This window comes from Halogranum rubrum (genome assembly GCF_900114455.1).
GTDB classification, from domain to species: domain Archaea; phylum Halobacteriota; class Halobacteria; order Halobacteriales; family Haloferacaceae; genus Halogranum; species Halogranum rubrum.
In genome coordinates this window covers 950,035-975,429 of the sequence record NZ_FOTC01000002.1, presented here as the reverse complement: position 1 = coordinate 975,429, position 25,395 = coordinate 950,035, and the positions used below count along the sequence as shown (strand labels likewise).

The 25,395-nt window shown below is 64.6% G+C and carries 25 protein-coding genes; 16 read left to right on the top strand and 9 right to left on the bottom strand.

Going from position 1 to position 25,395, the window contains the following annotated elements; genetic code table 11:
* Nucleotides 1-156: 156 nt before the first annotated feature.
* Entirely contained in the window at nucleotides 157-396 is a 240-nt protein-coding gene (locus tag BM083_RS13335; protein ID WP_089869960.1) for a hypothetical protein, read from the bottom strand.
* Nucleotides 397-537: 141 nt separating this feature from the next.
* On the opposite strand from BM083_RS13335, the gene BM083_RS13330 reads away from it, so the two are divergent.
* The 4 genes from BM083_RS13330 to BM083_RS13315 all read left to right on the top strand — a co-directional run bounded on the left by BM083_RS13330 (nucleotide 538) and on the right by BM083_RS13315 (nucleotide 3,612).
* Entirely contained in the window at nucleotides 538-2,016 is a 1,479-nt protein-coding gene (locus BM083_RS13330) for a lamin tail domain-containing protein (RefSeq protein ID WP_089869959.1), read from the top strand.
* Nucleotides 2,016-2,360 carry a DUF3006 family protein gene (locus tag BM083_RS13325; protein ID WP_089869958.1) on the top strand — a complete coding sequence of 115 codons (345 nt, stop codon included), beginning with the start codon at nucleotides 2,016-2,018 and terminating at the stop codon, nucleotides 2,358-2,360. The genes BM083_RS13330 and BM083_RS13325 overlap by 1 nt, the downstream gene beginning before the upstream one ends.
* Nucleotides 2,361-2,530: 170 nt before the next feature.
* On the top strand, nucleotides 2,531-3,337 hold the full coding sequence (locus BM083_RS13320) for a succinylglutamate desuccinylase/aspartoacylase family protein (RefSeq protein ID WP_089869957.1): 807 nt from the start codon (nucleotides 2,531-2,533) through the stop codon (nucleotides 3,335-3,337).
* On the top strand, nucleotides 3,334-3,612 hold the full coding sequence (locus BM083_RS13315) for a hypothetical protein (protein ID WP_089869956.1): 279 nt from the start codon (nucleotides 3,334-3,336) through the stop codon (nucleotides 3,610-3,612). The genes BM083_RS13320 and BM083_RS13315 overlap by 4 nt, the downstream gene beginning before the upstream one ends.
* 190 nt (nucleotides 3,613-3,802) lie before the next feature.
* On the opposite strand, the gene kynU is transcribed toward BM083_RS13315, so the two are convergent.
* Nucleotides 3,803-5,089: a kynureninase gene (kynU, locus tag BM083_RS13310; RefSeq protein ID WP_089869955.1), complete on the bottom strand. Its 1,287-nt coding sequence runs from the start codon at nucleotides 5,087-5,089 to the stop codon at nucleotides 3,803-3,805.
* Between the two features lie 47 nt (nucleotides 5,090-5,136).
* Entirely contained in the window at nucleotides 5,137-6,399 is a 1,263-nt protein-coding gene (locus BM083_RS13305) for an MFS transporter (RefSeq protein WP_177197632.1), read from the bottom strand.
* A gap of 137 nt (nucleotides 6,400-6,536) precedes the next feature.
* Here BM083_RS13305 and BM083_RS13300 point away from each other — a divergent pair, with 137 nt between their 5' ends.
* On the top strand, nucleotides 6,537-7,514 hold the full coding sequence (locus BM083_RS13300; protein ID WP_089869953.1) for an alpha/beta hydrolase: 978 nt from the start codon (nucleotides 6,537-6,539) through the stop codon (nucleotides 7,512-7,514).
* Nucleotides 7,515-7,525: 11 nt separating this feature from the next.
* On the opposite strand, the gene BM083_RS13295 is transcribed toward BM083_RS13300, so the two are convergent.
* Nucleotides 7,526-8,560: an AIR synthase family protein gene (locus tag BM083_RS13295; protein ID WP_089869952.1), complete on the bottom strand. Its 1,035-nt coding sequence runs from the start codon at nucleotides 8,558-8,560 to the stop codon at nucleotides 7,526-7,528.
* A gap of 90 nt (nucleotides 8,561-8,650) precedes the next feature.
* Between BM083_RS13295 and BM083_RS13290 the strand changes: the two genes are divergently transcribed.
* From BM083_RS13290 to BM083_RS13280, 3 genes are all read left to right on the top strand, one after another.
* The gene (locus BM083_RS13290) at nucleotides 8,651-9,094 is read left to right on the top strand and encodes a GNAT family N-acetyltransferase (RefSeq protein WP_089870092.1); all 444 of its coding nucleotides are present in this window, start codon (nucleotides 8,651-8,653) and stop codon (nucleotides 9,092-9,094) included.
* Between the two features lie 54 nt (nucleotides 9,095-9,148).
* Nucleotides 9,149-9,541, top strand: coding sequence for a VOC family protein (locus BM083_RS13285; RefSeq protein ID WP_089869951.1), 393 nt, complete (start codon nucleotides 9,149-9,151; stop codon nucleotides 9,539-9,541).
* Nucleotides 9,542-9,607: 66 nt separating this feature from the next.
* On the top strand, nucleotides 9,608-10,414 hold the full coding sequence (locus tag BM083_RS13280; protein ID WP_089869950.1) for a BtpA family protein: 807 nt from the start codon (nucleotides 9,608-9,610) through the stop codon (nucleotides 10,412-10,414).
* Nucleotides 10,415-10,422: 8 nt separating this feature from the next.
* Here BM083_RS13280 and BM083_RS13275 read toward each other — a convergent pair whose 3' ends face one another.
* From BM083_RS13275 to mvaD, 3 genes are all read right to left on the bottom strand, one after another.
* The gene (locus BM083_RS13275; protein WP_089869949.1) at nucleotides 10,423-11,571 is read right to left on the bottom strand and encodes an NAD(P)/FAD-dependent oxidoreductase; all 1,149 of its coding nucleotides are present in this window, start codon (nucleotides 11,569-11,571) and stop codon (nucleotides 10,423-10,425) included.
* Between the two features lie 67 nt (nucleotides 11,572-11,638).
* Nucleotides 11,639-13,141: a hypothetical protein gene (locus tag BM083_RS13270; RefSeq protein WP_089869948.1), complete on the bottom strand. Its 1,503-nt coding sequence runs from the start codon at nucleotides 13,139-13,141 to the stop codon at nucleotides 11,639-11,641.
* 192 nt (nucleotides 13,142-13,333) lie between these two features.
* The gene (gene mvaD / locus BM083_RS13265) at nucleotides 13,334-14,311 is read right to left on the bottom strand and encodes a phosphomevalonate decarboxylase MvaD (RefSeq protein WP_089869947.1); all 978 of its coding nucleotides are present in this window, start codon (nucleotides 14,309-14,311) and stop codon (nucleotides 13,334-13,336) included.
* Nucleotides 14,312-14,461: 150 nt separating this feature from the next.
* On the opposite strand from mvaD, the gene BM083_RS13260 reads away from it, so the two are divergent.
* Nucleotides 14,462-15,259 (top strand): hypothetical protein, encoded by a 798-nt coding sequence (locus BM083_RS13260; protein WP_089869946.1) that lies wholly within the window; start codon nucleotides 14,462-14,464, stop codon nucleotides 15,257-15,259.
* A gap of 133 nt (nucleotides 15,260-15,392) precedes the next feature.
* On the opposite strand, the gene BM083_RS13255 is transcribed toward BM083_RS13260, so the two are convergent.
* On the bottom strand, nucleotides 15,393-16,250 hold the full coding sequence (locus tag BM083_RS13255; protein WP_089869945.1) for a 3-hydroxyacyl-CoA dehydrogenase family protein: 858 nt from the start codon (nucleotides 16,248-16,250) through the stop codon (nucleotides 15,393-15,395).
* A gap of 224 nt (nucleotides 16,251-16,474) precedes the next feature.
* On the opposite strand from BM083_RS13255, the gene BM083_RS13250 reads away from it, so the two are divergent.
* From BM083_RS13250 to BM083_RS13235, 4 genes are all read left to right on the top strand, one after another.
* Complete coding sequence (locus BM083_RS13250; protein ID WP_009374454.1) at nucleotides 16,475-17,287, top strand: class I fructose-bisphosphate aldolase; 813 nt, start codon at nucleotides 16,475-16,477, stop codon at nucleotides 17,285-17,287.
* Nucleotides 17,287-18,168: a class 1 fructose-bisphosphatase gene (locus tag BM083_RS13245; protein WP_089869944.1), complete on the top strand. Its 882-nt coding sequence runs from the start codon at nucleotides 17,287-17,289 to the stop codon at nucleotides 18,166-18,168. The genes BM083_RS13250 and BM083_RS13245 overlap by 1 nt, the downstream gene beginning before the upstream one ends.
* A 120-nt stretch (nucleotides 18,169-18,288) precedes the next feature.
* A complete protein-coding gene (locus BM083_RS13240; RefSeq protein WP_089869943.1) occupies nucleotides 18,289-20,046 on the top strand; it encodes an acyl-CoA carboxylase subunit beta in 1,758 nt (585 codons plus the stop codon).
* A 134-nt stretch (nucleotides 20,047-20,180) separates the two neighbouring features.
* Entirely contained in the window at nucleotides 20,181-20,570 is a 390-nt protein-coding gene (locus BM083_RS13235; protein WP_143085728.1) for a DUF5658 family protein, read from the top strand.
* On the opposite strand, the gene BM083_RS13230 is transcribed toward BM083_RS13235, so the two are convergent.
* Nucleotides 20,567-21,076 carry a MaoC family dehydratase gene (locus tag BM083_RS13230; protein WP_342707944.1) on the bottom strand — a complete coding sequence of 170 codons (510 nt, stop codon included), beginning with the start codon at nucleotides 21,074-21,076 and terminating at the stop codon, nucleotides 20,567-20,569. The genes BM083_RS13235 and BM083_RS13230 overlap by 4 nt on opposite strands.
* Nucleotides 21,077-21,233: 157 nt before the next feature.
* Here BM083_RS13230 and gdhB (BM083_RS13225) point away from each other — a divergent pair, with 157 nt between their 5' ends.
* The 3 genes from gdhB (BM083_RS13225) (at nucleotide 21,234) to BM083_RS13215 (ending at nucleotide 25,289) form a co-directional block, all read left to right on the top strand.
* Nucleotides 21,234-22,517, top strand: coding sequence for a glutamate dehydrogenase GdhB (gdhB, locus tag BM083_RS13225; RefSeq protein WP_009374459.1), 1,284 nt, complete (start codon nucleotides 21,234-21,236; stop codon nucleotides 22,515-22,517).
* A 234-nt stretch (nucleotides 22,518-22,751) separates the two neighbouring features.
* Nucleotides 22,752-24,056 carry a glutamate dehydrogenase GdhB gene (gene gdhB / locus BM083_RS13220; RefSeq protein WP_089869940.1) on the top strand — a complete coding sequence of 435 codons (1,305 nt, stop codon included), beginning with the start codon at nucleotides 22,752-22,754 and terminating at the stop codon, nucleotides 24,054-24,056.
* A 384-nt stretch (nucleotides 24,057-24,440) separates the two neighbouring features.
* Nucleotides 24,441-25,289: an HpcH/HpaI aldolase/citrate lyase family protein gene (locus BM083_RS13215; RefSeq protein ID WP_089869939.1), complete on the top strand. Its 849-nt coding sequence runs from the start codon at nucleotides 24,441-24,443 to the stop codon at nucleotides 25,287-25,289.
* Nucleotides 25,290-25,395: the final 106 nt, after the last annotated feature.

Here is a 25,395-nt window from a genome sequence, read left to right as displayed (position 1 = left end):
GAGCGTGTACGACTGGCGAGCAATCGTGCGGCGGGGCTGGCTCCGCCGACAGCGCGAGACGCGATGCTCACGTTCGTCGAGAGCGAGAACGCTGGGTGCGTCGATTCGAAGAGATGGGGTGCAGCAGGAACTGGAACTGGACTGGAGGCTGTCGGACTACCGCTGCTCGCGGAGTCGAATCTCGTCGTCGTTCGAGTCGACGTGTTCGCTGCGAATCTCGTCCGAGTCGTCGTCGCCCCAGCCGAGGAAGTCTTTCACCTTGTCCGTGAGGTCCGCGTCATCGTCGCGGTCGACGGTCGCACGGTCGTCGTGGACGTCGCGGATGGTTCCGATTCGGTCGCCGGTCGCGGTGTAGACGGGTTTGTTTCGGTCGTCGTCGGTGAAGTTTCGAGCCATTGCATCTCCAGTAACGCGTGAAGAACAGTGATGATTGATGGCTGTATTTACCGGCTTTCTCCTCCCGAGTGGGCGCAGTCACGCACTCACCCTCCATCGATGGGCAGAAGGGTTGTCTCCTCTCGCTTCCTCCTCTCGGTGATGGTATCTCGCCGGGTTCTCACGCTTGCGCTCGTGTTCCTCGTCGTCCTCGCAGTCGTCGGTGGAGTGGTGATTCTCGTCGGGTGCTGTCTCGTCGCGCCGACGGACGACTCGTCGTCGGAGTCGGTGTTCACGCCACTCGACGCCTCGGCGACGCCTGCCGAAAGCAGGGGAGACGGTGGCAGTGCACCGAACGGCACGCTCGCGGTTCACTTCGTCAATGTCGGCCAGTCAGCGAGCGTCCTCCTGGTAGGACCGACTGGCGAGACGATGCTCGTCGACACGGGCGACTTCACCGACGACGGCGACGAGGTGCTCGCGTATCTCCAACGCGCCAACGTGACCCGTCTCGACCATTTGGTGACGACCCACGCCGACGCCGACCACATCGGCGGGCACGCCGCCGTCATCACGTACTACGAGACGGAGGCCGACGGCGTCGGTGCCGTCTACGACCCCGGTCTCGTCTCGACGACGGCGACCTACGGTCGCTACCTCGACGCTGTCGAGACGTACGACGTCCCGCTCTACGAGGTCCGGACAGGTGACGAACTCCCGTTCGCGGGAGCGACAGTGCGCGTCCTCGCACCACCAGACCCGTACCTCGCCGGGGAGCGCCGAAACGAGAACAGCGTCGTCCTCCACGTCACCTTCGGAGAGACGAGTGTGCTCCTGACTGGCGACGCCGAAGAGACGGGGGAAGCGTATCTCGTCGAGCGATACGGCTCCGAGCTACGGACGACAGTCCTGCAAGCGGGCCACCACGGGAGTCGAACCAGTACCAGCGATGCGCTCTTGAACGCTTCTGAGCCACTCCTCGTCGTCGTCTCCAGTGATTACGACTCTCAGTTCGGCCACCCCCACGAGGAGACACTCGACCGATTCGCGGCCCGGTCGCTGCCGACCTACTGGACGGGCACTCACGGCGACGTCGTCGTCGTAAGCAACGGCGAGACGCTCACCGTGTCGACACAGCGGGCCGCACCGACGGACCCACTCGAACTCCGCGACGCACCCGCCGTCGAATCGGGAACGGCCGACCCCGTTCGCGAAAGACTTCGACTCCGTGTGTCGACCGGCGAGCAGACGACGCCCGTCCTCGTCACCGACGGTGGTGACGACGCCCGACCCGACGGAGACGACGAGGATGGGCGACTCGTACTCGTGAGCGTCCACGCCGACGCCGCAGGCGACGACCGGACGAACCTCGGCGACGAGTACGTCGTCTTCGAGAACACTGGTGACGTGACGCTCGACCTCTCGGGATGGACCGTCCGCGACGAGCGTGGAGCGACGTACACGTTCCCCGTGGGAGCGACGCTCGTTCCCGGCGAACGACTGACGCTCTCTACCGGTGCCGGAACCGACACCACGACGCGGTACTACTGGAACGCGTCGTCGCCCGTCTGGAACAACGACGGCGACGTCGTCACCGTGATGACCGCGGCGGGTGAACCGGTCCTACAGGAGGCGTACTGATGGACGACGTAGAGACAGCAGACGGCTGGTACACCGCCGTCGTCGACCGAATCGAAGCGGGTGAAGAGAGAGGAGCGGAACTCGCGGTGCTCGTCCTCGAACGTGAGGGCGACGCCGTCGGCGAACTCGTCGCTCCACTCGCTGAACTCCCGTCTCTCGGCCGGATGGCCGATTCAGTCCTCTGTGTTCGACTCGAAGCCGGTGAACTCGCGGCGGCGACGTTGGACACACAGGAGACGGCGTCGCGCCGGGAACGCGCACGCAGTCGGTTCGAACGCCTCTCGCGACGACTTCCGGAGCGAGCGGGGCGAGAGAGCGACGACGACTCGAACGCCGACGAGTGACGACCAGTGCGTCCGAATCGTGTTCGTCAGAACCGTGTGTCTGTGTCCGTGTCTGTGTTGTCCCTCTGCCCCCGTGTCTATGGGTGACCGTGGCACGGACGGCACCGATTGCCGCCTCTCTCACGTTTAGTCCCCCGATAATATTCTCCTCGTCTCTCTAAGAGCGCACAATGAGACGACGGACCTTCATCGAACGCGCGACGGCGGCGCTCGGATGTTCGGGCGTCGGCGTCGCCGCGGCGGGGACTGCGACAGCGATGCAGGGCGAGCGAGTCTCCGAGCGGACGACGTCGACGTTGCTCGCCGGAACGAAGTACGAGACGGACATCGTCACCATCGACGCGCCGGCAGACGGCCCGACGGCCGTCGTCGTCGGCGGGATGCACGGCGACGAACCGAGCGGCTACCGAGCGGCCACCGAAGTCGCGTCGTGGGACATCGACGCCGGCCGTATCGTCGCCGTCCCGGAGGCGAACCGCGTCGCCATCGACCGTGGAACGCGAAAGAACGACCAAGGCGACTTCAACCGGAAGTTCCCGCCGGGCGAGCAACCGACGACGAAACTGGCGCGCGCGCTGTGGGGTGTCGTCACCGACGCCGACCCCGACGTGGTCCTCGACCTCCACTCCTCGAAGGGAATCTATCGAACCCACGAGAGCTTCGTCGGACAGGTCATCTTCCCGAGTCGCGTCGAACCTGCACCACAGTACGCCGAGCAGACAATCGCCGAGGTGAACGAAACAGTCGTCCCGTGGTACATGCCGTACCACCGGTACAAACGCGGCAACCTCGTCGACGGCGACCACCCGCTCCTGATGCACAAAGTCGCCGGTGACCTCGGGCAACCGGGCTACCTCGTCGAGTCGACGAAGTTCATCTTGGACCCGCGGACGGCCGCCCAGTGGACGGCGAGTATCGCCGAGACACTCCTGGCGAAACACGGTATCGAGCGCCACACCGGAGGTGACGCGTCGTGAGCACCGACAACGAGAGCAGTCTCAGACGGTTGGTCGCTGGACCGTCGGTGCTCGTGACGTTCGCACTCCTCGTCGTCCCGCTCACCGCCGGCAGTCTCGACGGTCGGTTGATGACGCCGTTGGCCTATCCCGGCTACCTCATCATGATGGTCGGCAGTTCGTTCGGGAGCTACCTCTTTCCGAACTTCGCGCTGTGGGTGTTCTGGTTCCCGTTCGTCGTCGGCTGTTACGGCATCTCCGTCGTCGTCGGCGTCCTGTTCCGCGCCGTCCGATAGCACACTCGACCGGTCGTTTCCATCTGTTCTGCGTTCGTACACTCCCTCGAAACACAAATCCACTCCGAGTGATGTTACCCGCCAGAATGTCGGCTGTACCGGACCCGTTCGGCGTACTCGTCGGCGACTTCCTCTCGCTGGCCAGGCAGGGACGGACGGTGAACGACCCGGCGACGTTGCAACTCGAAACCTACGTCACGCCCGCACCGCGCGGGTCGTACTCGGCGTACGTCTCCTCGTCGAGAATCTCGCGGAGAATCTCCACTACGTCCCACACGTCGGCGTGACTCGTGTAGAGCGGCGCGGGACAGACGCGAACGACGTTCGGTTGGCGGAAGTCGACGACGACGCCGCGGTCTTTCAGGGCGAGACTCACTCGGTACGCCTCGGGATGTTCGATGGCGACGTGTCCGCCGCGGCGGGCCGCATCGCGCGGCGTGCCGACCTCACACTCCGGTAACCGCTCGTCGACGAGTGCCGCGAGGGCGTCGGTGAGGGCGACGGACTTCTCGCGAACCGCCTCGATGCCGGCTTCGTCGAAGATGTCGAGTGACCCTTCCAAGGGTGCCGCCGAGAGCATGTGTACCGTTCCAATCTGCCACGCGCCGGCGCTCTGGGCGGGGTCGTAGGTCAGGTCCATATCGAACTGGGTCTCCTTGTCGTTGCCCCACCATCCCGCGAGTGCGGGTGTCGTCCCGAAGTGTCGCTCGTTGACGTAGAGGCCGCCGACCGAACCGGGGCCGGCGTTCAGGTACTTGTAGGTGCACCAGACGGCGAAGTCGACGCCGTGTGCCGAGAGGTCGTGGTCGACCGCACCGACCGAGTGTGCGAGGTCAAACCCGGCGTATGCTCCAGCATCGTGGGCCGCTTCGGTGATGCGTTCGATATCGAGCAGTTGGCCGCTCCGGTAGAGGACGGAGGGCATGAACACGATGCCAATCTCCTCTTCCTCCAGCGCGGCGACGACGTCTGCTTCTTCTATGGTCTGGCCGTCACGACTCTCGACGAGGTGGAGGTGGTCGTCCGGGTCCAGTCCTCGCTGGCGAAGTTGGGCGCGGATGGCGTAGTGGTCCGTCGGGAAGTCGAGGTCGTTGGCGAGCACGGTCAGCGGGCCGCCCTCCTCTCTGAGTTTGTCGAGGAACGTCCCGACCAGCGTGTGGATGTTGACCGTCGTCGAGTTGGTGACGACGACTTCGTCGCCTTCGGCCCCGAGCATCGGCGCGAGTCGCTCGCCGAGATGTTCGCCGTAGTTGAACCAGTCGGGGTCGGTGTCGGTCCAGCCTCTGATACCGAGTTCGCGCCACTCGTCGACGACGCGCGAGAGGGTGTCTTCGGCGTCGGTAGAGAGCGGGCCGAGCGAGTTACCGTCCATGTAGAACTCGTCGTCGGGGAGCGAGAAGCGGTCGCGGAGTGTCGAGAGCGGGTCGTCGCGGTCCCGTGCGACGGCGGCCTCGCGACTCGGGTCGAAGTCGTCCATGCACCTCCCTCGGCGGGAGGTGTGTTGTCAGTTCCGGATATGCGAGTTCAGTCGGCCGCCGTCACCGTCGTCGCACGCGTCGGGACGTCGTACCGGTCGACGACGACGACGCTGGCGACGCCGACGAGGACGCCCGCGGCGACGACGCCGAGGATGCCCCAGCGAATCGCCGCGGCTTCCCCGAGTGCCGGGGTCGCGAAGGCGATGACTGCACCGGTGAGCACCGGTGCGACGGTACTGCCGAGTCGGCCCGAAGACTCGCCGAGGCTGACGAGACCACCGCGCAGGTCCACCGGTGCGCTGCCGGTCAGCGCGCTCCGGTAGAGCGTGAGACCGACGCCGAATCCAGCACCGGCGACGACGACACCGAGGCCCGCGACGAGCGTGGAGGGAGCGAACGCGAGGGCGACGACGCCGCCGCCGACGGCCAGCGTCGACACGAGCATCGGAACGACCCGCGTGTCGAACGCGGTGGTGATGCGTCCGGACTGTGTCGAACTAACCGAGGAGGCGACGCTAGCGGCGGCGACGAGCAGACCCGCCACGCCGGGGTTCGCACCCAAGAGACGGACCACGACCACCGAGTTGTACGTCAGGAAGACGAACCAGAGGAACGACGGAATCGCTCGCCCGACGAGCGTCGCCGCCACTCGCGGATGGGAGGCGAGCGAGAGGAGTGCCCCGATGGAGTCGTCGCCCTCGCTCTCGTCGCCGACGGCCGTCGGTTCTTCGAAGAGCAGGAAGACGACGAGCGCCGTCGGGACGGCGAGTCCGTAGAGGAAGAACGGGTACTGCCACGCGAGGACGACGAGCGCGCCCGAGAGGACGGGAAAGAGAGTCAGCGAGAGGCCGACGGCCGTGAACCGGAGTCCCTGTGCGGCGGCCTCGGCGTCGTCGTCAGCGGCGAAGATGTCGCCGACGCTGGTGATGAGAACGGGCGCGATACCGGTGTAGCCGACGCCCTGCAGGAACCGAAGTCCGAGGACGACGCGGAACTCCGTCGTCAGCGAGATAGCGAGTCCGGCGAGGCCGAAGAGCAAGAGACCGGCGGTGAGGACGGGTTTTCGACCCACCCTGTCCGAGACGACGCCGACGACGGGGATGAGGAAGATGGCAGGCGCGGTGAAGACGGCCATGAGGAGACCGATTTGGGTGCTCGACGTGCCGAGCGGTCCGGTCAGCCCCTCCAGAATCGGCGAGACGACGGACGCACCGAGCGGCGAACTGAGACTCGCGAGGAGCAGTAGCTGAAAGTTCCGCTCGTAGAGGACCCGAGCGTCGTCACCGAAGAGCGTCTGCAAGATACCCACAGTGAGTGAAGACGGTAGAGACGTTTGAATCGCCGGTTATCGCCGGAGATTGCCGGTATGAATCGTGTGTACGGACGGCACACTCCGGGGCCGCCGAGGACGGTGAGCTATAACTGACCGCCGCCGAAGGGTCGAATATGCCCGACCACGAGACGACAGAGTTAGACCCGCAACTCGCGGCAGTCGTCGCCGACATCGAAGCCGAGGGGGTTCCGGAGTGGCACGCGATGAGCGTCGACTGCGGCCGCCGCGTCGAAGACGAGGTGTTCACGAGCGACGAGCGAGCGGACGTCGAGTTCGTCCGTGACTACGCCTTCGACGGCCCGCACGGCGACGTCCCCGTACGCGTCTACCGACCCAGTGACGAGACTATCGCCACGCCCGCGCCGACGCTCGTCTTCTATCACGGCGGGGGGTGGACGCTCGGAACGCTCGACTCGGCGGACGACATCTGTCGAAATCTCGCCCGTCGCGTCGGTGGTGTCGTCGTCTCCGTCGACTACCGTCTCGCACCCGAACATCCGTTCCCGGCCGGTCTCGACGACGCCTACGCGGCGCTGAAGTGGGCGGCCGAGAACGCCGAGACGTTCGGCGGAGACGGGTCGAGACTCGTCGTCGCCGGCACCTCCGCCGGTGGCAACCTCGCGGCCGCCGTCGCACTCAGGGCACGCGAGTTCGACGGCCCCGACGTCGCGCATCAAGCGCTCTTCTACCCCATCACCGACTACGCGTTCGACACCGACTCCTACGCCGAGAACGCTGACGGACCCCTGCTCACGCGAGCGGACATGGAGTGGTTCTGGGCGCAGTACCTCCGAAGTCCCGTCGACGGCGCGAACCCGTATGCGTCCGTCCTCCACACGTCCGAGTCCGTCCTCTCGGAACTCCCACCGGCCACCGTCGTCACCGCCGGATTCGACCCGCTCCGTGACGAGGGCATCGCCTACGCCGAGCGACTCGCCGCCGCAGGCGTCGACGTCGACCACCAGCATCACTCGACGATGACCCACGGTTTTCTGAGTTTGACTGACTCCGTCGACGTGGCCGACGAGGCGTTCGACGCGGTGGCCGAGCGACTCCGTGCGAGCGTGGGGGTGGGCGGGGGCGACGAGTGAGGACGAAGCAGTTACTCGCCGTCGTCCGCGGCGTCGGCCGCGTTGGCTGCCAACTGCTCGTAGGCCGCCCACGACGGGTCGACGCCGGGGTGTTCCAGTAACTCGCCGTCGACGTAGACGCCCGTACCCTCGCTGACCTCGCCGACGACGGCGGCCGGTGTCCCTCGCGCGTCGAGTTCTGCGAGCACGTCGTCGACGCCGTCGGCACCGACGGTCATCACGAGCGTGCCGGAACTGGTCGAGAGCCACGGGTCGATGCCGAGCGAGTCACAGACCGCGAAGACACCGGGTTGAACGGGAATCTCGTCGGTGTCGACGTCGAGGCGGACGCCTGCGCCTTCGGCGACTTCGTCGAGTGCGCCGAACAGACCGCCCTCGGTGGCGTCGTGCATCGCCGTCACCGGGCCTGCGGCGGCCGCGGTGGTGGCGTCGCGGACGGTTCGCGTCTCGTCGAGTCGCGACTGCGCTTCCTGTAGAACCTCCTCGGAGAGGTCGAACTGGTCGGGAAAGAGCGTCGTCAGGAGACCCGTCGCCTCCACGGCGGGTCCTTTCGTCACGAGCACTTTGTCGCCGGGACGTGCGCCGTCGGGGCGAACCACGTCGTCGGGGTCGCCGACGGCCATCGCCGTCGCACCGCCGACCCACGAGTAGTCGACGCCGCCGTAGCGTGCGGTGTGGCCGGTGACGATGCTGATGCCCAACTCGCGACACTCCTCGTCGATGGCGGCCCAGAGTTCGGCGAACTGCTCGTCGGTGATTTCGGGCGGGAGCGTGAAGGAGACGGCGAGATGCGTCGGGAGTAGGCCTGAAACAGCGACGTCCGAGAGGACGATGTGGAGGGCGAACCGTCCGGCGCGGTCGAAACCGAGTTGCGGGAGGACAGAGAGCGGGTCGGTAGCCATGACGACGGCCGTCCCGTCGAGGTTCAGCATGCCGAAGTCGACGCCGTGCTTCGGGCCGATGGCGACGTCGTCGCGGTCTGCACCCAAGTTCGGGTAGATGTGTTCGTCGAAGAACGAGCGGTCGACTTTCCCGAGGTCGGTCATAGTCGGAGTCGCGGTGCCAGTGAGATAGGTTTGCCGAAGCCGAGAGTCGAACCCAAAAACGCGAAAGCCACCCCGCGCGAAGAGGGGACCATGACACGAGACGGCGTCTTCGTCGCCGACGGTGCGGCGATGCGCGACGACGCGTTCGAGGTTCGACGAGCGGTGTTCGTCGACGAACAGGGCGTTCCCGAATCGCTGGAGTGGGACGAGTACGAGGAGACGGCGACGCACTTCGTCGCATACGACGAGGGGAGACCGGTCGGTGCGGCCCGCTTCCGCGAGTACGAACTCGACGGTAATCGCGTCTGCAAAGTCGAACGCGTCGCCGTCCTGGAGTCGGCGCGAGGAGAGGACTGGGGACGAAAGCTGATGGAGTCGCTCGAAAGCGTCGCCGACGAGGAGCGGTTCGACCGCTTCTACCTCCACGCACAGACGAGCGCCCGAGACTTCTACGAGAAACTCGGCTACGAACAGGTCGGCGAGGAGTTCCTCGAAGCCAACATCCCGCACGTGAAGATGGCCAAGTCGTTGTAGGTCCGAGCGAGTTCGGGCCGTCGTCTCTTTCGGTTCTCGGAACCAAGCGAGGGTATGGACGCCGAGGCAATCGACCACGTCAACCTGCGTATTCCCGCGGACGGAGTTGACCGCGCTCGCGAGTTCTACGTCGACGCACTGGACTTCTCACTCGAAGGACTCGACACGTATCCCGACGAGAAGCCGTTCTTCAGCGTTCGACTCGCCGACGGCTGCGTGCTCCATCTCTGGCCCGACGAGGAGTTCGTCGAACCGACCCGGCGCGAGAATTACGACCACGTCGCCATCCGCGTGCGTGAGTCTCTCGACGAGGTCAAAGCGCGTCTCGACGCGCACGACGTCGAAATCGCAGGCGAACTCGAACCGCTCGGTGCGACGGGCGTCGCCCCCGCCGTCTACGTCCACGACCCGTTCGGGTACCGCGTCGAACTCAAGACGAGTGGTTGACTCGCTCCGAAAACCACCGGACGGCGCACCCACGACGCTTTTGTCCGTCGCCACGAACGAGCGCGTATGAACACTGACGTGTTCGGCGTCGACACTCCCGTCGTCGGCATGGTCCACTTAGCGCCGCTTCCCGGGTCGCCGCGGTTCGCCGGCGACCGGCAGACGATTCACGACCGCGCCGTCGCCGACGCGGAGACGCTCGAAGCGGGCGGCGTCGACGGCCTCGTCGTCGAGAACTTCGGCGACGCACCGTTCTACCCCGACGACGTGCCGAAACACGTCGTCGCGGAGATGACGACGGCCGTCTCTAGCGTCGTCGACGCCGTCGACCTCCCGGTCGGCGTGAACGTCCTCCGAAACGACGCCGACGCCGCGCTCTCTGTCGCGGCGGCGACTGGGGCAGCGTTCGTCCGCGTCAACGTCCACACCGGCGCGCGAGTGACGGACCAAGGCGTCGTCGAGGGACAGGCACACGAGACGATTCGACTCCGTGAACGACTCGGTTCGGACGTGCGGGTGCTCGCCGACGTCGACGTCAAGCACTCCGCACCACTCGGCGGCGACGGGTTCGACCCCGAAATCGTCGCCGAGACGGTCGAACGCGGCCTCGCGGACGGCGTCATCGTCTCCGGCGCGGGGACCGGCCACGCCGTCGACACCGACCGACTGGCCGCCGTCGTCACGCGGAGCGCCGAGTTAGACGTGGGCGCACCCGTGTTCGTCGGCAGTGGAGTAACGAAAGAGACGGTCGGTGAACTACTCACCGTCGCCGACGGCGCAATCGTCGGAACGGCACTCAAACGCGGCGGACGAACGACGAACGCCGTCGACGAACAGCGCGTCAAGGAACTCGTCGCGGCGGCGGGTCGATAACCAGAATCTCAGTCGTCGTCGCCGTGGCCGAGTTCTTCTCGCACCAACTCCGTCGCCTGCGTGACCGCTTTCACCGACCCGAGATAGCCCGCGCCGATGCTCGTCTTCATGGCTTTCGCCGCCGCACCGCGGACGACAGTCGGGCCGACCTGTGCCACCGCGCCGTCACCGATGGAGACGACCCACCCGGGCACCTCGAAGCGGTACGGCTCCATCCGTGGTGCGAAGTCGTCGTCGTCGAACAGGTCGTGCTCGACGAGTTTCTCGATGTTGCCGGCGACGGTTCCAGCCTCGCGGATGGCCGCGGATGCGCTGGCGGGGACGGCCTGGCCGTCGCTGTCGACGATTCGAGCGGCGTCGCCGACGACGAACGTCGAGTCGTTCAGTCGGAGGTCGTTTCGAACCATGGGTCGGTCGCCGTGCATCGCGTCGGACCCGCTGATACCGCCCGTCCAGACGAACTGGTCACAGGCGATGGTCCCCGATTCGAGTTCGAGTTCGTCGGCCGTCGCGCGAGTGACCGTCGCGCCGGTTCGAATCTCCACACCGCGGGCGAGCAACTCGTCGTGGACGGCCTCCTGAAAGTCCTCGCGGAAGTTCGGCGCGACGCTGTCCATCTGTTCGAGCAGCATCACGTCGACAGCGTCGGCGACGTCCTGTTCCGCGGCGAGCGCGGCGAGTTCGCCTGCGACTTGCACGCCCGAGAGGCCCGCGCCACCGACGACGACGGTGCCACCGAAGTCACACACGTCGAGGAAGTCCGCTCGAATCTGCTCGGCGTCGGCGACGCGTTTCAACGGTGTGCTGTGCTCTTCGACGCCGGGGAGGCCGTAGTAGGCCGTCTCGGCCCCGAGACAGACTGCGGCGTAGTCGTAGTGGATGGTCTCGCCGTAGTCCAGTTCGACGGTCTGGGCGTCGGCGTCGACGTTCTCGACGCGAGCCGTGACGACTTCTGCACGGTCGAGAACGTCGGTCAGCGGGACGGTGATGGCCTCGACGATAGAGGGGCGGCGGACGACGCGATGGACCTCGTGTTGGACGAGGTGGGTCGGCGACTCGTCGACGACGACGATGTCGACGTCGCTGGGCAGTCGGTCTTCGAGTCGGCGGGCGAGGGTCAGTCCCGCGTAGCCTGCGCCGAGGACGGCTATCTGCATGGTCATGGCGTAGGACCGCAAGACAAAGAGCGTGTGGGCGGGGGAGAACGCGACAGCACGGCCGACCCTACTCGTCCGACTGCTGCGCTTCGGAGGTGTCCTCTGGCAGTGCGTCGACTGTAGGGATGTCTACTGCATCGTCCGCGTCCACATCAGACGTCTCGCGGTCGAAGAGCGAGCCGACATCGCCGTCGAAGTCCGTGTAGCCGTGCGCGAGTCCGCCGAGCGCACCGAGCAGCGACGCCTCGCGTGGGCCGCCGAGAGCAGGGTTCTGTTCGGCGCGTCGCTGGGCCACTTCCGCTGCGTCGACGACCGAGTCGATGTCGGCCTCGACGAGCCACTGTGCGTACGCCGAATCGTACTCCAGTCCCCCGAGGTACTCGGCGACGCCGAGCGTTCGGCCGACGTTGGCGGAGCCGGCAATCGGACTGTTGTGGACGTGGCGGCCACGCTGGTTCATCGTCGTCACGAGCATCATCGGGTCGACTTGGCCGACGACCGACTCTGGGTTGGCACTCGCGTAGAGGCCGGTCGCCGTCCCGCCGGCCGCGAGCGCAGCCAATCCGGCCGTCGTCGAGAACGGCGCAGAGATGGCGTAGGCTCCCAGCCCCAGTGTCGCGGCCATGGTGTACTTCCCTACTTCCCGCGGGTCGGCGTCCTTGAGTGTCCCGGTGACTCGTGTTCGAATCGACCCCGGCGTCGGGCGCTTGGGGAGCGTGAGTCGCCCTCTGTCGGCGTCGCGGTCCGTCACCGGGAGCGTCGAACTGTCGTCGGTGTCGTCACCGCGTTCGTCGTCGCCACCGCGTCTGGCGTCGCCGATTGCGTCGAGTAACTCGTCGACCGAGTCAGCGTCGGCGACGGCGTGGTCGACGTAGGACACCTCGTCTCGCGCCGCGAACAGGTCTGCGACGTTCCGGAGCACCGTCTCTGCGTCGTCAGCCGCCTCGACCTCGTCGTCGACGGCTTGCACGAACTTCGCCGCCCGCGACTCCGTAGAGTCGTGGCGTGCTTCCACCCGCCGGACGGCGTCGGCCAACTCGGTCAGCAGTGTGTCGTCGGCGTCGACGTCGTACGTCACGGTGAACCCGCTCGCCAGCGAGACGACGAGCGACGCACCGAGCAGTTTCGAATCGGTCTCCACGCCGACGACGTCCGTCATCCCGACTTCGAAGACCTGTGGCTCGCCCGACCCGGGCAACACCGTCACCAGTCGCTCGCTGGTCACGACGAGGTGGCCGCTCTTCAGGAAACCAGTGTCGAGTTCGAAGTCGTACGACCCGTCGTCGGCGACGTGCGCCGACGAGAGTTCGCAGACAATCTCCGGCTGCTCGCCCTCGACGAGGTAGCCGCCGAGCGGACGCTCGTAGCTGTCGTGTCTCGACCGAAGTGCCTCGAACGAGACGCTGTCGTGGTCCGCGTCGAGTGCGGCGTCGCTCATCCGGGCCGTGAAGTCGCGTCTGTAGTCGTCGAACGGCGGGACGACGTCCGTCTGCAGCGGTTCCCGACACGCTTCGCAGTGACGCGCTGTGGGAACGACTTCGCCACACGCGTCACAGAGTGTTGTTGTCATTGTCTTCGCTCCGTTCGAAAATACTCGACCGTGAGCCACGTCGTGCGCGCCGCGTCGTCTGCGACGAACGAGTGCACGACGGAGACTCTCGGTCGGTTCTCTTCGTAGCGTCTTCTCGCTCCGCTCGGGAAAGTCGTTCGGCCGTCCGTCGCACTCGTCGACAGTAGCGGAGAAGAGACGAGAGACGCTCGTTCAGAACAGTGACTCGGATTCGTCCAGCACTTCGGCCGGACCACCGACTTCCCAGACCATCGTCTCGACGTCGCAGTCGGCAATCGCCTGTTCGACTTCGTCGACGTACTCTTTCGTCGTGTTCACGTACACCGACGCGCCGGTGTCCGTCGAGAAGTAGACCGGAACGCCCTCGTCACGAAGCTCACGAACTGCGTTGAAGATAGCGATGGTCTCGGGTTGCCAGTAGACCCATCCCGAGGGGCCGGTCATCGTCGTCGCCGTCAGCGAGAGCGAGTCGTGTTCGGCCGTCTCGAAGACGCGGTGGAAGTCGCCCTCGTGGAGGGCGTCGCGCATCTCCGCAATCTGGCCGTGGATGTGGGCCATTCGCGCCTCGAACATGTGGCTCTCGGCGGCCTCCTTGTGCGCCTGTTCGGTCTCTTTGTACGCGGGGACGAGACCGGCGACGATGCGAATGTTCTCTTCTAAGTCGCCGCCAGTCTCGATGCGCTTCGAGCGGCAGTCGTCGTCGTTCAAGCCGGTGTAGAGATGTGAGTAGGCACCCGTGACGGCACGAGCGGCCGAGGAAGACCCGCGGCGAGCGACGGTGGAGATGTCCGGGCGCGTCATGTCGAGGCCGGCGGATTCGACGGCTGCCATCGCCAAGGCCGCGAACCCGGACGAGGACGACCCGAACCCGACGTTCGACGGGAACGAGTTCTCGCTCTCCATGCGGACGCCGTGGTCGAACTCCGCGAGTTCGCGGACGTAGTCGAGCACCATCGCGATGCGTTCTGCGCCGCGTCCGTCGACTTCCTCGCCGTCGATGACGTAGGTGTCTTCGTCGGACTCCGGCAACCACTCGACCGTCGTCGTCGTGTTCGACGGCGCGGTACAGACACTGATACTGTCGTGGTACGGGAGTCGAAGCTCCTCGTCTCGCATCCCGTGGTACTTCACGAGGCCCTGGATGGGGTGGGCACGTGCGGTCGCTTTCATACTGTCGTTGCTGTGTGGTGTCGGGTTAAGCGTGCTGGATGCGAGTAGCCGTCCGTCCTGTCGTCCAAGCTGACTCTAGTGGAACGTTTCGTGACAGTAGGGTGATATTAATCGGTTTGTAATAATGGTGCTTCACTGGCTGTGTCCCCTATGGAGTCTACGCTGAGCGCCGGGCACACACGACGGCGACGACCGGAGCCGCGGTCGTTGCTCTCCGGCGGCTCACAACAGTATCTGCAGCTTGCACTCACCGTCGCCGGGGCGCTGTTCTTCGTCGCGGCAATCGTCATCGCTGTCGGTCCCATCGACCCTATCTCACCACAGCCAGCAGTCGATGCAGACGACAGCGACCAACAGTCTGCCGGTAGTGAGGCCGCGGCCGACCCGGCCACCGATCAACCTGCCGCCGACTCGACGGCGACGGCGGCCGCCACGGACGATGCGGCCGCGACCGAAACGTCGAGTGACGAGACAGATGGTGGCGGCGACGACGCGGCCGAAAGCGAGGAAGATAGCGACGACCAGTCCGACGACGGGGTCGGCGCTGCTGCCAACGCATCGGTCGACAACTCGTCGGCTGGCAACGTGTCGGTCGGCAACTCGTCGGTCGGCAACGCGTCGAACGCATCGAACGCCTCCAACGGTTCGGACCTCGACGACGTCGGCGAGGAACGAGCGTTCGAGCGACTTCAAGAGGAGCGGCAGTCGCTCAGCGAAGCACACGAGCGACTCGTCGCCGAGCACGACCGTCTCGAACAGAACAACGCCGACGACGAGGCGTGGGAGCGACACCAAGAGAAGTACAGCGAGCACCGCGAGGCGTTCCAAGAGCACCGTGAAGCGTTCGACGAGTACGTCGACGAGTTCGGAAAGAACAGTGAGACGCTCGACCACCGTCAGTGGTTACAGAACCGCAGCGCGAAACACACGATTCACAGCATCCAGTAACGCGACGCACAGTCCTCGACGGTCGACCCGGTCGAACCGTGCGACCGTTTCGACCGTTTGACTTTCTGACTTTTCTACTTTCTCGAAAACGTCCCGCCTTCACGAGGGACCGTCGCGCTTCGCCGACTCAGAGTTAGTACTCGTAGAAGCCTTTCCCAGTCTTCTTGCCGAGGTCGCCGGCGTCGACTTTGCGCTTCAGGAGGTAGGCCGGTTTGTACCGGTCGCCGAGTTCTTCGAAGAGCGTCTCGGAGGCGTCGAGACAGATGTCGAGACCGATGTGGTCGGCGAGGGTGAGCGGCCCCATCGGGACGTTGGTGCCGAGGGTCATCCCGCGGTCGATGTCGTCCTTCGAGGCGACGCCCTCGTCGTAGGCGCGGATGCCCTCGTTGATCCACGGCATGAGGATGCGGTTCGTGACGAACCCCGGTTTGTCGTCGGACTCCCACGTCTCCTTGCCCATCTCTTCTGCGAGGTCGTGAGCGAGTTGCGTCACTTCGGGGTCGGTCTTCTCGCCGACGACGAGTTCGACGCCCTTCATGATGGGGACGGGGTTCATGAAGTGCAGGCCGACGATCTGCTCGGGTCGCTCCGTGACGCTCGCGATGGTCGTGATGGAGAGTGTCGAGGTGTTCGTCGCGAGGACGACGTCTTCGGGCATCAGTTCGTCGAGGTCGGCGAAGATGTCCTGTTTGATGTCCATGTTCTCGACGGCCGCCTCGACGACGAAGTCGCAGTCGGTGAGGTCGTCGAGTTCGGTCGTCCCCGAAATTCGCCCCTGCACTGCGTCGGCTTCGTCTTCCCCCATCTTGTCTTTCGAGACGAACCGAGAGAGACTGTCTTCGATGCTGGAGAGGCCACGGTCGACGAACTCCTGTTCGATGTCGCGCATCACGACGTCGTATCCGGCCGTCGCCGCGACTTGGGCGATACCGTTGCCCATCGTTCCCGCGCCGATGACACCGATTCGCTGAATGTCGTCCATACCACGCATGGCTGGCTCTGCACTGGGTAGGAACGTAAGGCTAGCGGCATCGTTCACGAACGTTCTCTACATCCACTCGGCTTGGAGAATTTACTATTTGAGTAGTAACTCTGTGTGCCCGCAACGATGGTACGAGATGGACGTATAAGCGCTCTGGCCGTCGTTTGTGGCATACTGTCAGTCTCGGTTACGGACAAATGATTTTTATACTCTGTTACCGGATTTTGTACCAGATGATCCCGCTTGCCGACGACGCAATCACGCGTGACGAGAAGGCATTGATTCTCGCCTACGACCACGGCCTAGAACACGGTCCCGTCGACTTCGCGGACGTCCCCGCGTCGGCGGACCCCGAGACGGTGTTCGACGTCGCGACGCACGACGCCGTCACGGCCTTCGCCGTCCAGAAGGGTCTCGCAGAGGCGTACTACCCGTCGTACGAGGACGACGTCACCCTCCTCGCCAAACTCAACGGCACGTCCAACCTCTGGATGGGCGAACCCGACTCGGCGGTCAACTGGTCCGTCGAGAACGCCGCCGACCTCGGCGCAGACGCAATCGGCTTCACGCTCTACGGTGGCGCGAACAACGAAGTCGAGATGGCCGAAGAGTTCCGCGACGCACAGGAGGCCGCTCGCGACCACGATATGGGCGTCGTGATGTGGTCCTACCCGCGCGGACAGGGACTCAAGAACGACACCAGTGGGAGCACCATCGCCTACGCCGCCCGACTCGGCCTCGAACTCGGCGCCGACATCACGAAGATCAAGTATCCGGGCTCCGCCGACGCGATGAAGTGGGCCTGTGACGTCTCCGGGAAGACAAAAGTCGTCATGTCTGGCGGGTCGAAGACGAGCGACCGAGAGTTCCTCGAAACCGTCGAGACGGCGATGGACGCCGGTGCCTCCGGACTCGCCGTCGGCCGCAACGTCTTCCAGCGCGAGGACCCGACGGCGCTGCTCGACGCGCTCGAACAGGTCATCTTCCAAGAGAAGACCACCGACGAGGCGCTCGCCGCGACGTCGGCGGAGACGACTTCCAACTGATGGCGACGCAGGCCGACCCTCACGCCGACGCTATCGAGGAGATATTCACCACGGTCGCCGCCCTCGCACCCGACATCCGCGACGCGCTGCCGGGCCGACGAGTACAGAACGACGAGACCAACCCGAGCGGCGAGACGCAACTCGCGGCCGACGCCTACGCCGACGAGTTGTTCCTCGACCACCTCGGCGCACTCGACAGCGTCGTCGAGTACGCCAGCGAGGAGCGGACGAAGATCGTCCCGACGGACGGCGAGGAGGAAACCGGACTCTCCGTCGCTATCGACCCGCTCGACGGGTCGTCGAACCTCAAATCCAACAACACGATGGGAACCATCGTCGCCGTCTACGACGCCCCCCTTCCGGCCGCCGGGTCGGACCTCGTCGCCGCGGCGTACGTGCTGTTCGGCCCCATCACGACGATGATTACCGCCGACGGCGACGGCGTCACGGAGTACCTCGTCGACGACGGCGTTCGAGAGGTCATCACCGAGGACGTGCAACTCCCCGACGACCCGTCGGTCTACGGGTTCGGCGGGCGCGTCCCCGACTGGCCGGACGACTTCACCGCGTACACCGAAGATATCGAGTCCGACGACAGCATGAAACTCCGCTACGGCGGGGCGATGATCGGCGACATCAACCAGGTGCTCATCTACGGCGGCGTCTTCGCGTACCCGGCGCTCGAATCCGCCCCCAACGGGAAACTCCGTCTCCAGTTCGAAGGCAACCCAATCGGCTTCATCATCGAGTCGGCGGGTGGACGCTCCTCGGACGGCACTCAGTCACTGCTCGACGTCGAACCGAACGACGTCCACCAGCGCGTGCCCGTCTACGTGGGCAACGACGAACTCATCGAGCAGTTGGAAGCGGCGCTCGACTGAGTCTCCGACGCGCCACACACGGAACGCTTTTTCTCGACTTCTCGACGTCGCTGTCGCGGTCGACCACTCCCACAATCTCACATGGAAAACAATTTTGAATAGCCTCTCGCACACCGAGATATGAAAGTCCACGTCGGCCAAGGTGCGACCGAGGACGAAGCCAGTGCCATCGCGAGCGCACTGGCCGAACATCTCGGCGTCGATATCGAGGTCCACGTCGGTGACGACGCCGACCCGGCCGCCACGGCCGAACCGCCCGAGATAGACTACCCGCTCGACGACGACCTCGGTCCGACCGACCGCGAGGCCGCCCTCCGCGACGAAATCGACGACATCCTCTCGGGTGGCCCCGAGAAGTACAAACAGCGACTGCCCGAGCAGGGGAAACTGTTCGTCCGCGACCGACTCGACCTGTGGTTCGGCGACGGCGAGGACGACGGCCTGCTCTTCGAGGACGGGAAGTTCGCGCACTTCGACGGCTGGCATCCGGAGTCGCCCGACGTCGACGAAGACGACTCGGGTAACCGACTCCCCGCAGACGGTCTCATCACCGGCGCGGCCGAGTTCGAAGGCCGAGAGCTTCACTTCATGGCCAACGACTTCACCGTCAAGGCGGGGAGTATGGCCGGACGCGGCGTCGAGAAGTTCCTCCGGATGCAGCAGCGCGCGCTGAAGAACGGTAAGCCGGTACTCTACCTGATGGACTCGTCCGGCGGCAGAATCGACGAACAGAGCGGGTTCTTCGCCAACCGCGAAGGGATTGGTAAATACTACTACAACCACTCGATGCTCTCGGGTCGCGTCCCGCAGATTTGCGTGCTCTACGGGCCGTGTATCGCCGGTGCGGCCTACACGCCCGTCTTCGCAGACTTCACCATCATGGTCGAAGGGATGAGCGCGATGGCCATCGCCTCGCCACGGATGGTCAAGATGGTCACCGGCGAAGACATCGACATGCAGGACCTCGGCGGGCCGTCGGTCCACGCCAAGTACTCTGGCAGTGCGGACCTCGTCGCCCGTGACGAGGCCCACGCTCGCGAACTCGTCGAACAACTCGTCACCTACCTCCCCGACAAGGCAGGCGAGAAACCGCCGAAGTCGGAGCCCAAACCCCCGAAATACTCTCCAGACGGTATCGACGAACTCATCCCCGAAGCACCGAACCGCCCCTACGACGTCTTCGACTTGCTGGACCGCATCGCCGACGCCGAGTCGGTCTTCGAGTTGAAACCCGAGTACGGCCCGGAGATCGTCACCGCCTTCTGCCGTATCGACGGCCGACCGGTCGGCGTCGTCGCCAACCAACCGACGCAGCGGTCGGGAGCCATCTTCCCCGATGCCGCCGAGAAGGCTGCCGAGTTCATCTGGACCTGTGACGCCTACGAGATTCCGCTGCTCTACCTCTGTGACACGCCGGGGTTCATGGCCGGGTCGCAAGTCGAGAAAGACGCTATCTTGGAGAAGGGCAAGAAGTTCATCTACGCCACGTCGTCGGCGACGGTGCCGAAGCAGACCGTCGTCGTCCGCAAGGCGTACGGTGCAGGCATCTATGCGATGGGCGGTCCCGCCTACGACCCCGAGAGTGTCATCGGTCTCCCCTCGGGCGAGATCGGCATCATGGGTCCGGAAGCCGCCATCAACGCCGTCTACGCGAACAAGCTGAACGCTATCGACGACCCCGAGGAGCGAGCGAAGCGAGAACAGGAACTCCGCGAAGAGTACCGTCGCGACATCGACATCCACCGCATGGCGAGCGAAGTCGTCATCGACGAAATCGTCCCACCGAGTTCGCTCCGGCAGGAACTGGCCAACCGCTTCGCGTTCTACGAGACGGTCGAGAAGTCGCTGCCGGACAAGAAACACGGAACGATTCTCTGAGGGCGTACGCCTCTTTTTCACCTCGTTAACTGCTGAGTAGGGACTGCTGGCGGGTATTAGGTGGACTCTACTAACAACGGTCCCGTCCGAATGTAGAACCACGTGGGCGTCTCTCGCCCCCGGAGGTATCTAACGTGGCAACCCCATCTCGACCCGGAGCCAGCCCCCCATCGACCGGAGCGATGCTACACGCACGCATCGTTCGCGGTGCAGAGCGAGCGACGTCGTACGAAGTGACACTTTGGGCACTCGCCCTCGTCACGCTCGCCCTCGACGTCGTCACGACGACGTACGGTCTCGAAGTCGGACTGGCCGAAATGAACCCCTTTGTGAACTATCTTCTCCCGACGCTCGGACTCGCCGGCACGTTCGTCGTTCTCAAGAGTTTTGCACTCCTCGTCGGCGTTGCAGCGTGGTGGACGATGCCGTCGAAGGTCCGTGGCGTCGTCCCGCTCGGACTCGCACTCCCGTGGGGTATCGCCGCGGTGAGCAACACGGTGTTACTCGCCGGCATCCACCTCTAACGCTCTTCTCGCGTCGTCTCACTCTCTCGCTTCAACGAGAGCACCGTCCGCTCGAACTCACAGACGAGCGTGTCGTTTTGGTTGAACACCTCGACGCGCATCGTGACGACGCCTCGCTCTCCGTCCGAGGTCTCACGTTTCTCCGTCACCGTCGACTGGGCTCGAAGCGTGTCGCCGTGAAACACCGGGTTCGGGTGTGAGACGTCGTCGTAGGAGAGGTTGGCGACGATGGTACCGTCCGTGGTCTCGGGAATCGAGATGCCGACGGCGAGTGCGAGCGTGTAGATCCCGTTGACGAGTCGCTCGCCGAACTGTGTGTCGGCGGCGAACTCGGCGTCGAGGTGGAGCGGTTGCTGGTTCATCGTCATATCACAGAACCGCTGGTTGTCGCTCTCGCTGACGGTACGGCGCTTCTCGTGTTCGATGGTCTCGCCGACTTCGAACTCCTCGTAGTACAGTCCAGACATGACTGCTCGTGCACGCGTATCACGGAAAACCGTGACGATTGGCAAGATGTGGCACCATCCAAACTGATTAAGAACTATTATCAACTGTGCGCGGGAATCGTCCGCAAATGCCTACGAGTGACCGGATGCAGCCCACTCGCCGGGTACTTCTCACAGTGCACTGTGTACCTGTGAAGCGTGGCTCACACACCCACCTATGACGCAAGAAACGAGTTCAGCCGAACCAGAGGCAGACGCACAGGAGACCGCTGTCGAAACCGCCCGTCGACAGCTCGAACGCGCTGCGGCACATCTCGACGTCGACCCGGGTATCGTCGAGCGTCTCAAGCACCCCGACAAGGTTCATCAGGTGTCGGTTCCGCTGAAGCGCGACAGCGGCGAGACGGAGATTTACACTGGCTTCCGCGCGCAACACGACAGCGTTCGCGGACCGTTCAAAGGTGGACTCCGATACCACCCGGAGGTCAGCGCCGACGAATGTATCGGCCTCTCGATGTGGATGTCGTGGAAGTGTGCCGTCATGGACCTCCCGTTCGGCGGCGGGAAAGGTGGCATCGTCGTCAACCCGAAAGACCTCAGCAACGAGGAGAAAGAGCGACTCACCCGACGGTTCGCAGAGGAGATGCGTGACTTCGTCGGTCCGATGAAGGATATCCCTGCTCCCGACATGGGGACGGACCCCCAGACGATGGCGTGGTTCATGGACGCTTACTCGATGCAGGAAGGCGAGACGCAACCCGGTGTCGTCACCGGAAAGCCGCCGGTCATCGGCGGATCCTACGGCCGCGAAGAGTCACCTGGCCACTCCGTCGCAATCATCACCCGCGAAGCAATCGACTACTACGGCTGGGACATCGAGGACACCACCGTCGCCGTCCAAGGGTTCGGGAGTGTCGGTGCCAACGCCGCCCGTTCGCTCGACGACTGGGGTGCGACAGTCGTCGCCGTCTCCGACGTCAACGGGGCTATCTACGACCCCGATGGTCTCGACACGAAAGACGTGCAGGGTCACGACGAGCGTCCCGGCATGGTCTCGGGCTACGACGCCCCGAAGAAACTCGGCAACAGCGAACTGCTCGAACTCGACGTCGACATCCTCATCCCTGCAGCTATCGGGAACGTCCTCACGGCCGACAACGCCAACGACGTGCAGGCGCGGATGATCGTCGAAGGGGCGAACGGTCCGACAACGACGGCGGCCGGCGTCATCTTCGAGGGGAACGACATCCCGGTTATCCCAGACATCCTCGCCAACGCCGGCGGTGTCACCGTCTCGTACTTCGAGTGGCTCCAAGACATCAACCGCCGACAGTGGTCGCTCGAACGCGTCAACGACGAGTTAGAGACGGAGATGCTGAAAGCGTGGAGTGCGGTTCGCCGCGAGTTCGAGTCGCGCGACGTGACGTGGCGTGAGGCTGCGTACATCGTCGCACTCTCTCGGGTCGCAGAGGCACACGAGGCACGTGGGCTGTGGCCCTGACCAGTTCGTAGCCCATACGACCGATTCACAACCCACACGCCGCTTCGAACAGTTGTAGTTGACAATATGTGCGTAATGTCTCTACTTTAAGCACAGCTGGCCATATATTCCGCGTGTTAGGACGATAATAACACACGAAGAGCGGAGTTGTTAGCTGCTTCGAAACTATCTACTCTCGTAGTGAACGACGAATCGTCGTCGCGTTTCGGACAACCGCGACGAAGTACTCACCCCATGTCATCGCACATTTCGTCGAATACGGACTCCGCGAGCGCTCTCGATTTACACCACGACAACTCCCCCGCCCCTGCAGAGGATGTCGACGACTATCTCGGACGGGCGGCGGCGCTCCTCGAACTGGACGCGTCGGTCGTCGACAGACTGAGACGACCCAAACGAGTGCATCGAGTCTCGGTACCGCTGGTCCGCGACGATGGTGAGGTGGACCTCTTCACTGGCTATCGGTCACAGCACGACGACGCCCGCGGCCCGTTCAAAGGTGGTATCCGCTATCACCCAGGCGTCACCGAAGCCGAATGCATCTCGCTCTCGATGCTGATGACGTGGAAGTGTGCCCTCCTCGATCTGCCGTTCGGCGGCGGCAAGGGCGGTATCGTCGTCGACCCTGCGACGCTGAGCGACGCCGAGTTGGAACGTCTCACTCGTCGCTTCGCGATGGAACTCTCGGACGTCGTCGGGCCGGCACAAGACATCGTCGCACCCGACATCGGTACTGACGAACGAACGATGACGTGGTTCGTCGACGCCTACAGTGCACAGTACGGCGAACCGACACCGGCCGCCGTGACGGGAAAGCCGATCTCTGCAGGCGGTTGCTACGGCCGGGCGGCAGCACCGGGACGGAGTGTCGCCGTGACGGCACGCGAAGCCTGCGCACACGAAGGTATCGAACTCGACGGTGCGACCGTCGCCGTCCAGGGATTCGGCAACGTCGGTGGGAACGCTGCCCGACTGCTCGACGAGTGGGGCGCGACAGTCGTCGCCGTCTCCGACGTCGACGGTGCAATCTACGACGCTGACGGACTCGACGTCGCTGCGGTCACGGCGTCCGGCCCACATCCCTCGGTCGTGGCGGACTACGACGAGGCGGCGATACTGACGAACGCAGAACTGTTGGCACTGGACGTAGACATTCTCGTCCCGGCCGCCGTCGGCGACGTGTTAACCGCCGACACCGCTCTAGACGTTCGGGCCGAACTCGTCGTCGAAGGGGCGAACGGTCCGACCACGCCTGCGGCCGACACGCTGTTCGAAGAGCGAGGCATACCCGTCATCCCCGACATCCTCGCCAACGCCGGTGGCGTCACCGTCTCGTACTTCGAGTGGCTACAGAACCGAACCGACGAACGATGGTCCGAGTCACGGGTTCTCGAAGCGCTCGATGGCCGCGTCGTCGACGCGTGGAACGCTGTCAGTACCGAACGCGAGCGGCGTGACTGCTCGTGGCGCGAAGCAGCCTACGTCGTTGCGCTCTCGCGCGTCGTCGATGCACACGAGATGGTAGAGACGTCTCTCTGAAAGAGAAACGCGTTCCACAGTGGGCAAACAGGTGTCACAATCTCGAACCCACAGCGCGACGTGACACACACCCGCGACCCGCGCTGTGGGTACGCTCAGGTCACGAGGACTCTGGCTGCGTTCTCCGTGTTTAAGCTTCGGTCGAGCCACGAGAGACCAGAGACGAGCATCGACCGCCGTCGTCTCCGGACGCACACACTCGACGACGGAGATGGACGATACGAAGCGTTCCGGATTTGGTCTCGTCGGGGTACTCGGTTTGGTGTCACGCTGGTGGTGTTCCCCGAGTATACACGGTGGCGGCGAACTCGCAGACGAAAAGGTCTGACTCTCGACCGCACTGGCACCTGCGGTTTCAAATCGGTTGCGGACGTTGGACGTGGTATGTCTCGACGTAGTGTGATGTTCTCGCCGGGCGACCGCCCGGACCTGATGCGAAAAGCCCCGAGTACCGGTGCAGACACCGTCGTCTTCGACCTCGAAGACGCCGTCGCACCCGCACGAAAAGAGGAGGCTCGCGACGCGGTCCACGAGGTGCTCTCTGACCCCGAGTTCGACCCCGACGCCGAGGTGTGCGTTCGAGTGAATATGGGTCAGGCCGCCGCCGCCGACTTCGACGTGATTCTCGACGACAATCTTCGACTCGACGCCGTGATGGTGCCGAAAGTGAGTGGACTCGACGACGTCGTCCGCGTCGAAGAGCGGACGACGCAAGCGGGGTTCGACCTGCCGGTGCTTGCACTCGTCGAGAGTGCCGCCGGCGTACTGAACGCCAGTTCGATTGCGACGGCGAGTGCGACAGACGCGCTCGTCTTCGGAGCGGAAGACCTCGCGGCGGACATCGGTGCGACGCGAACCGACGAGGGGACCGAGGTACTCTACGCTCGCGAACACGTCGTCCTCGCAGCCAGCGCGGCCGGGGTCGACGCCATCGATACGGTCTACACCGACTTCGAAGACAGCGACGGGCTACGCGACGAGACGGAGTTCGCACTCACGCTTGGCTACGACGGAAAGATGGCGATTCATCCGACACAGGTCGACGTTATCAACGAAGCGTTCACACCCGACGCCGAGCGCATCGAGTGGGCACGAGCGGTGCTCGACGCACGCGACGAAGCCGAGTCTGCGGGCCGCGGCGTGTTCCGCGTCGAGGGAGAGATGATAGACGCCCCACTCATCACACAGGCCGAGCGCGTCCGCGAACGTGCTCGTGCCGCCGACGAGTGGTGACCGTCCAACCGTCGGCGTCGCGTCTGACGCAGATATGTCTCGGAGAGAGCCGTGTGAACAGAACACATACAATGATTCTTAATTATTCACTATGATATTGTTTCGG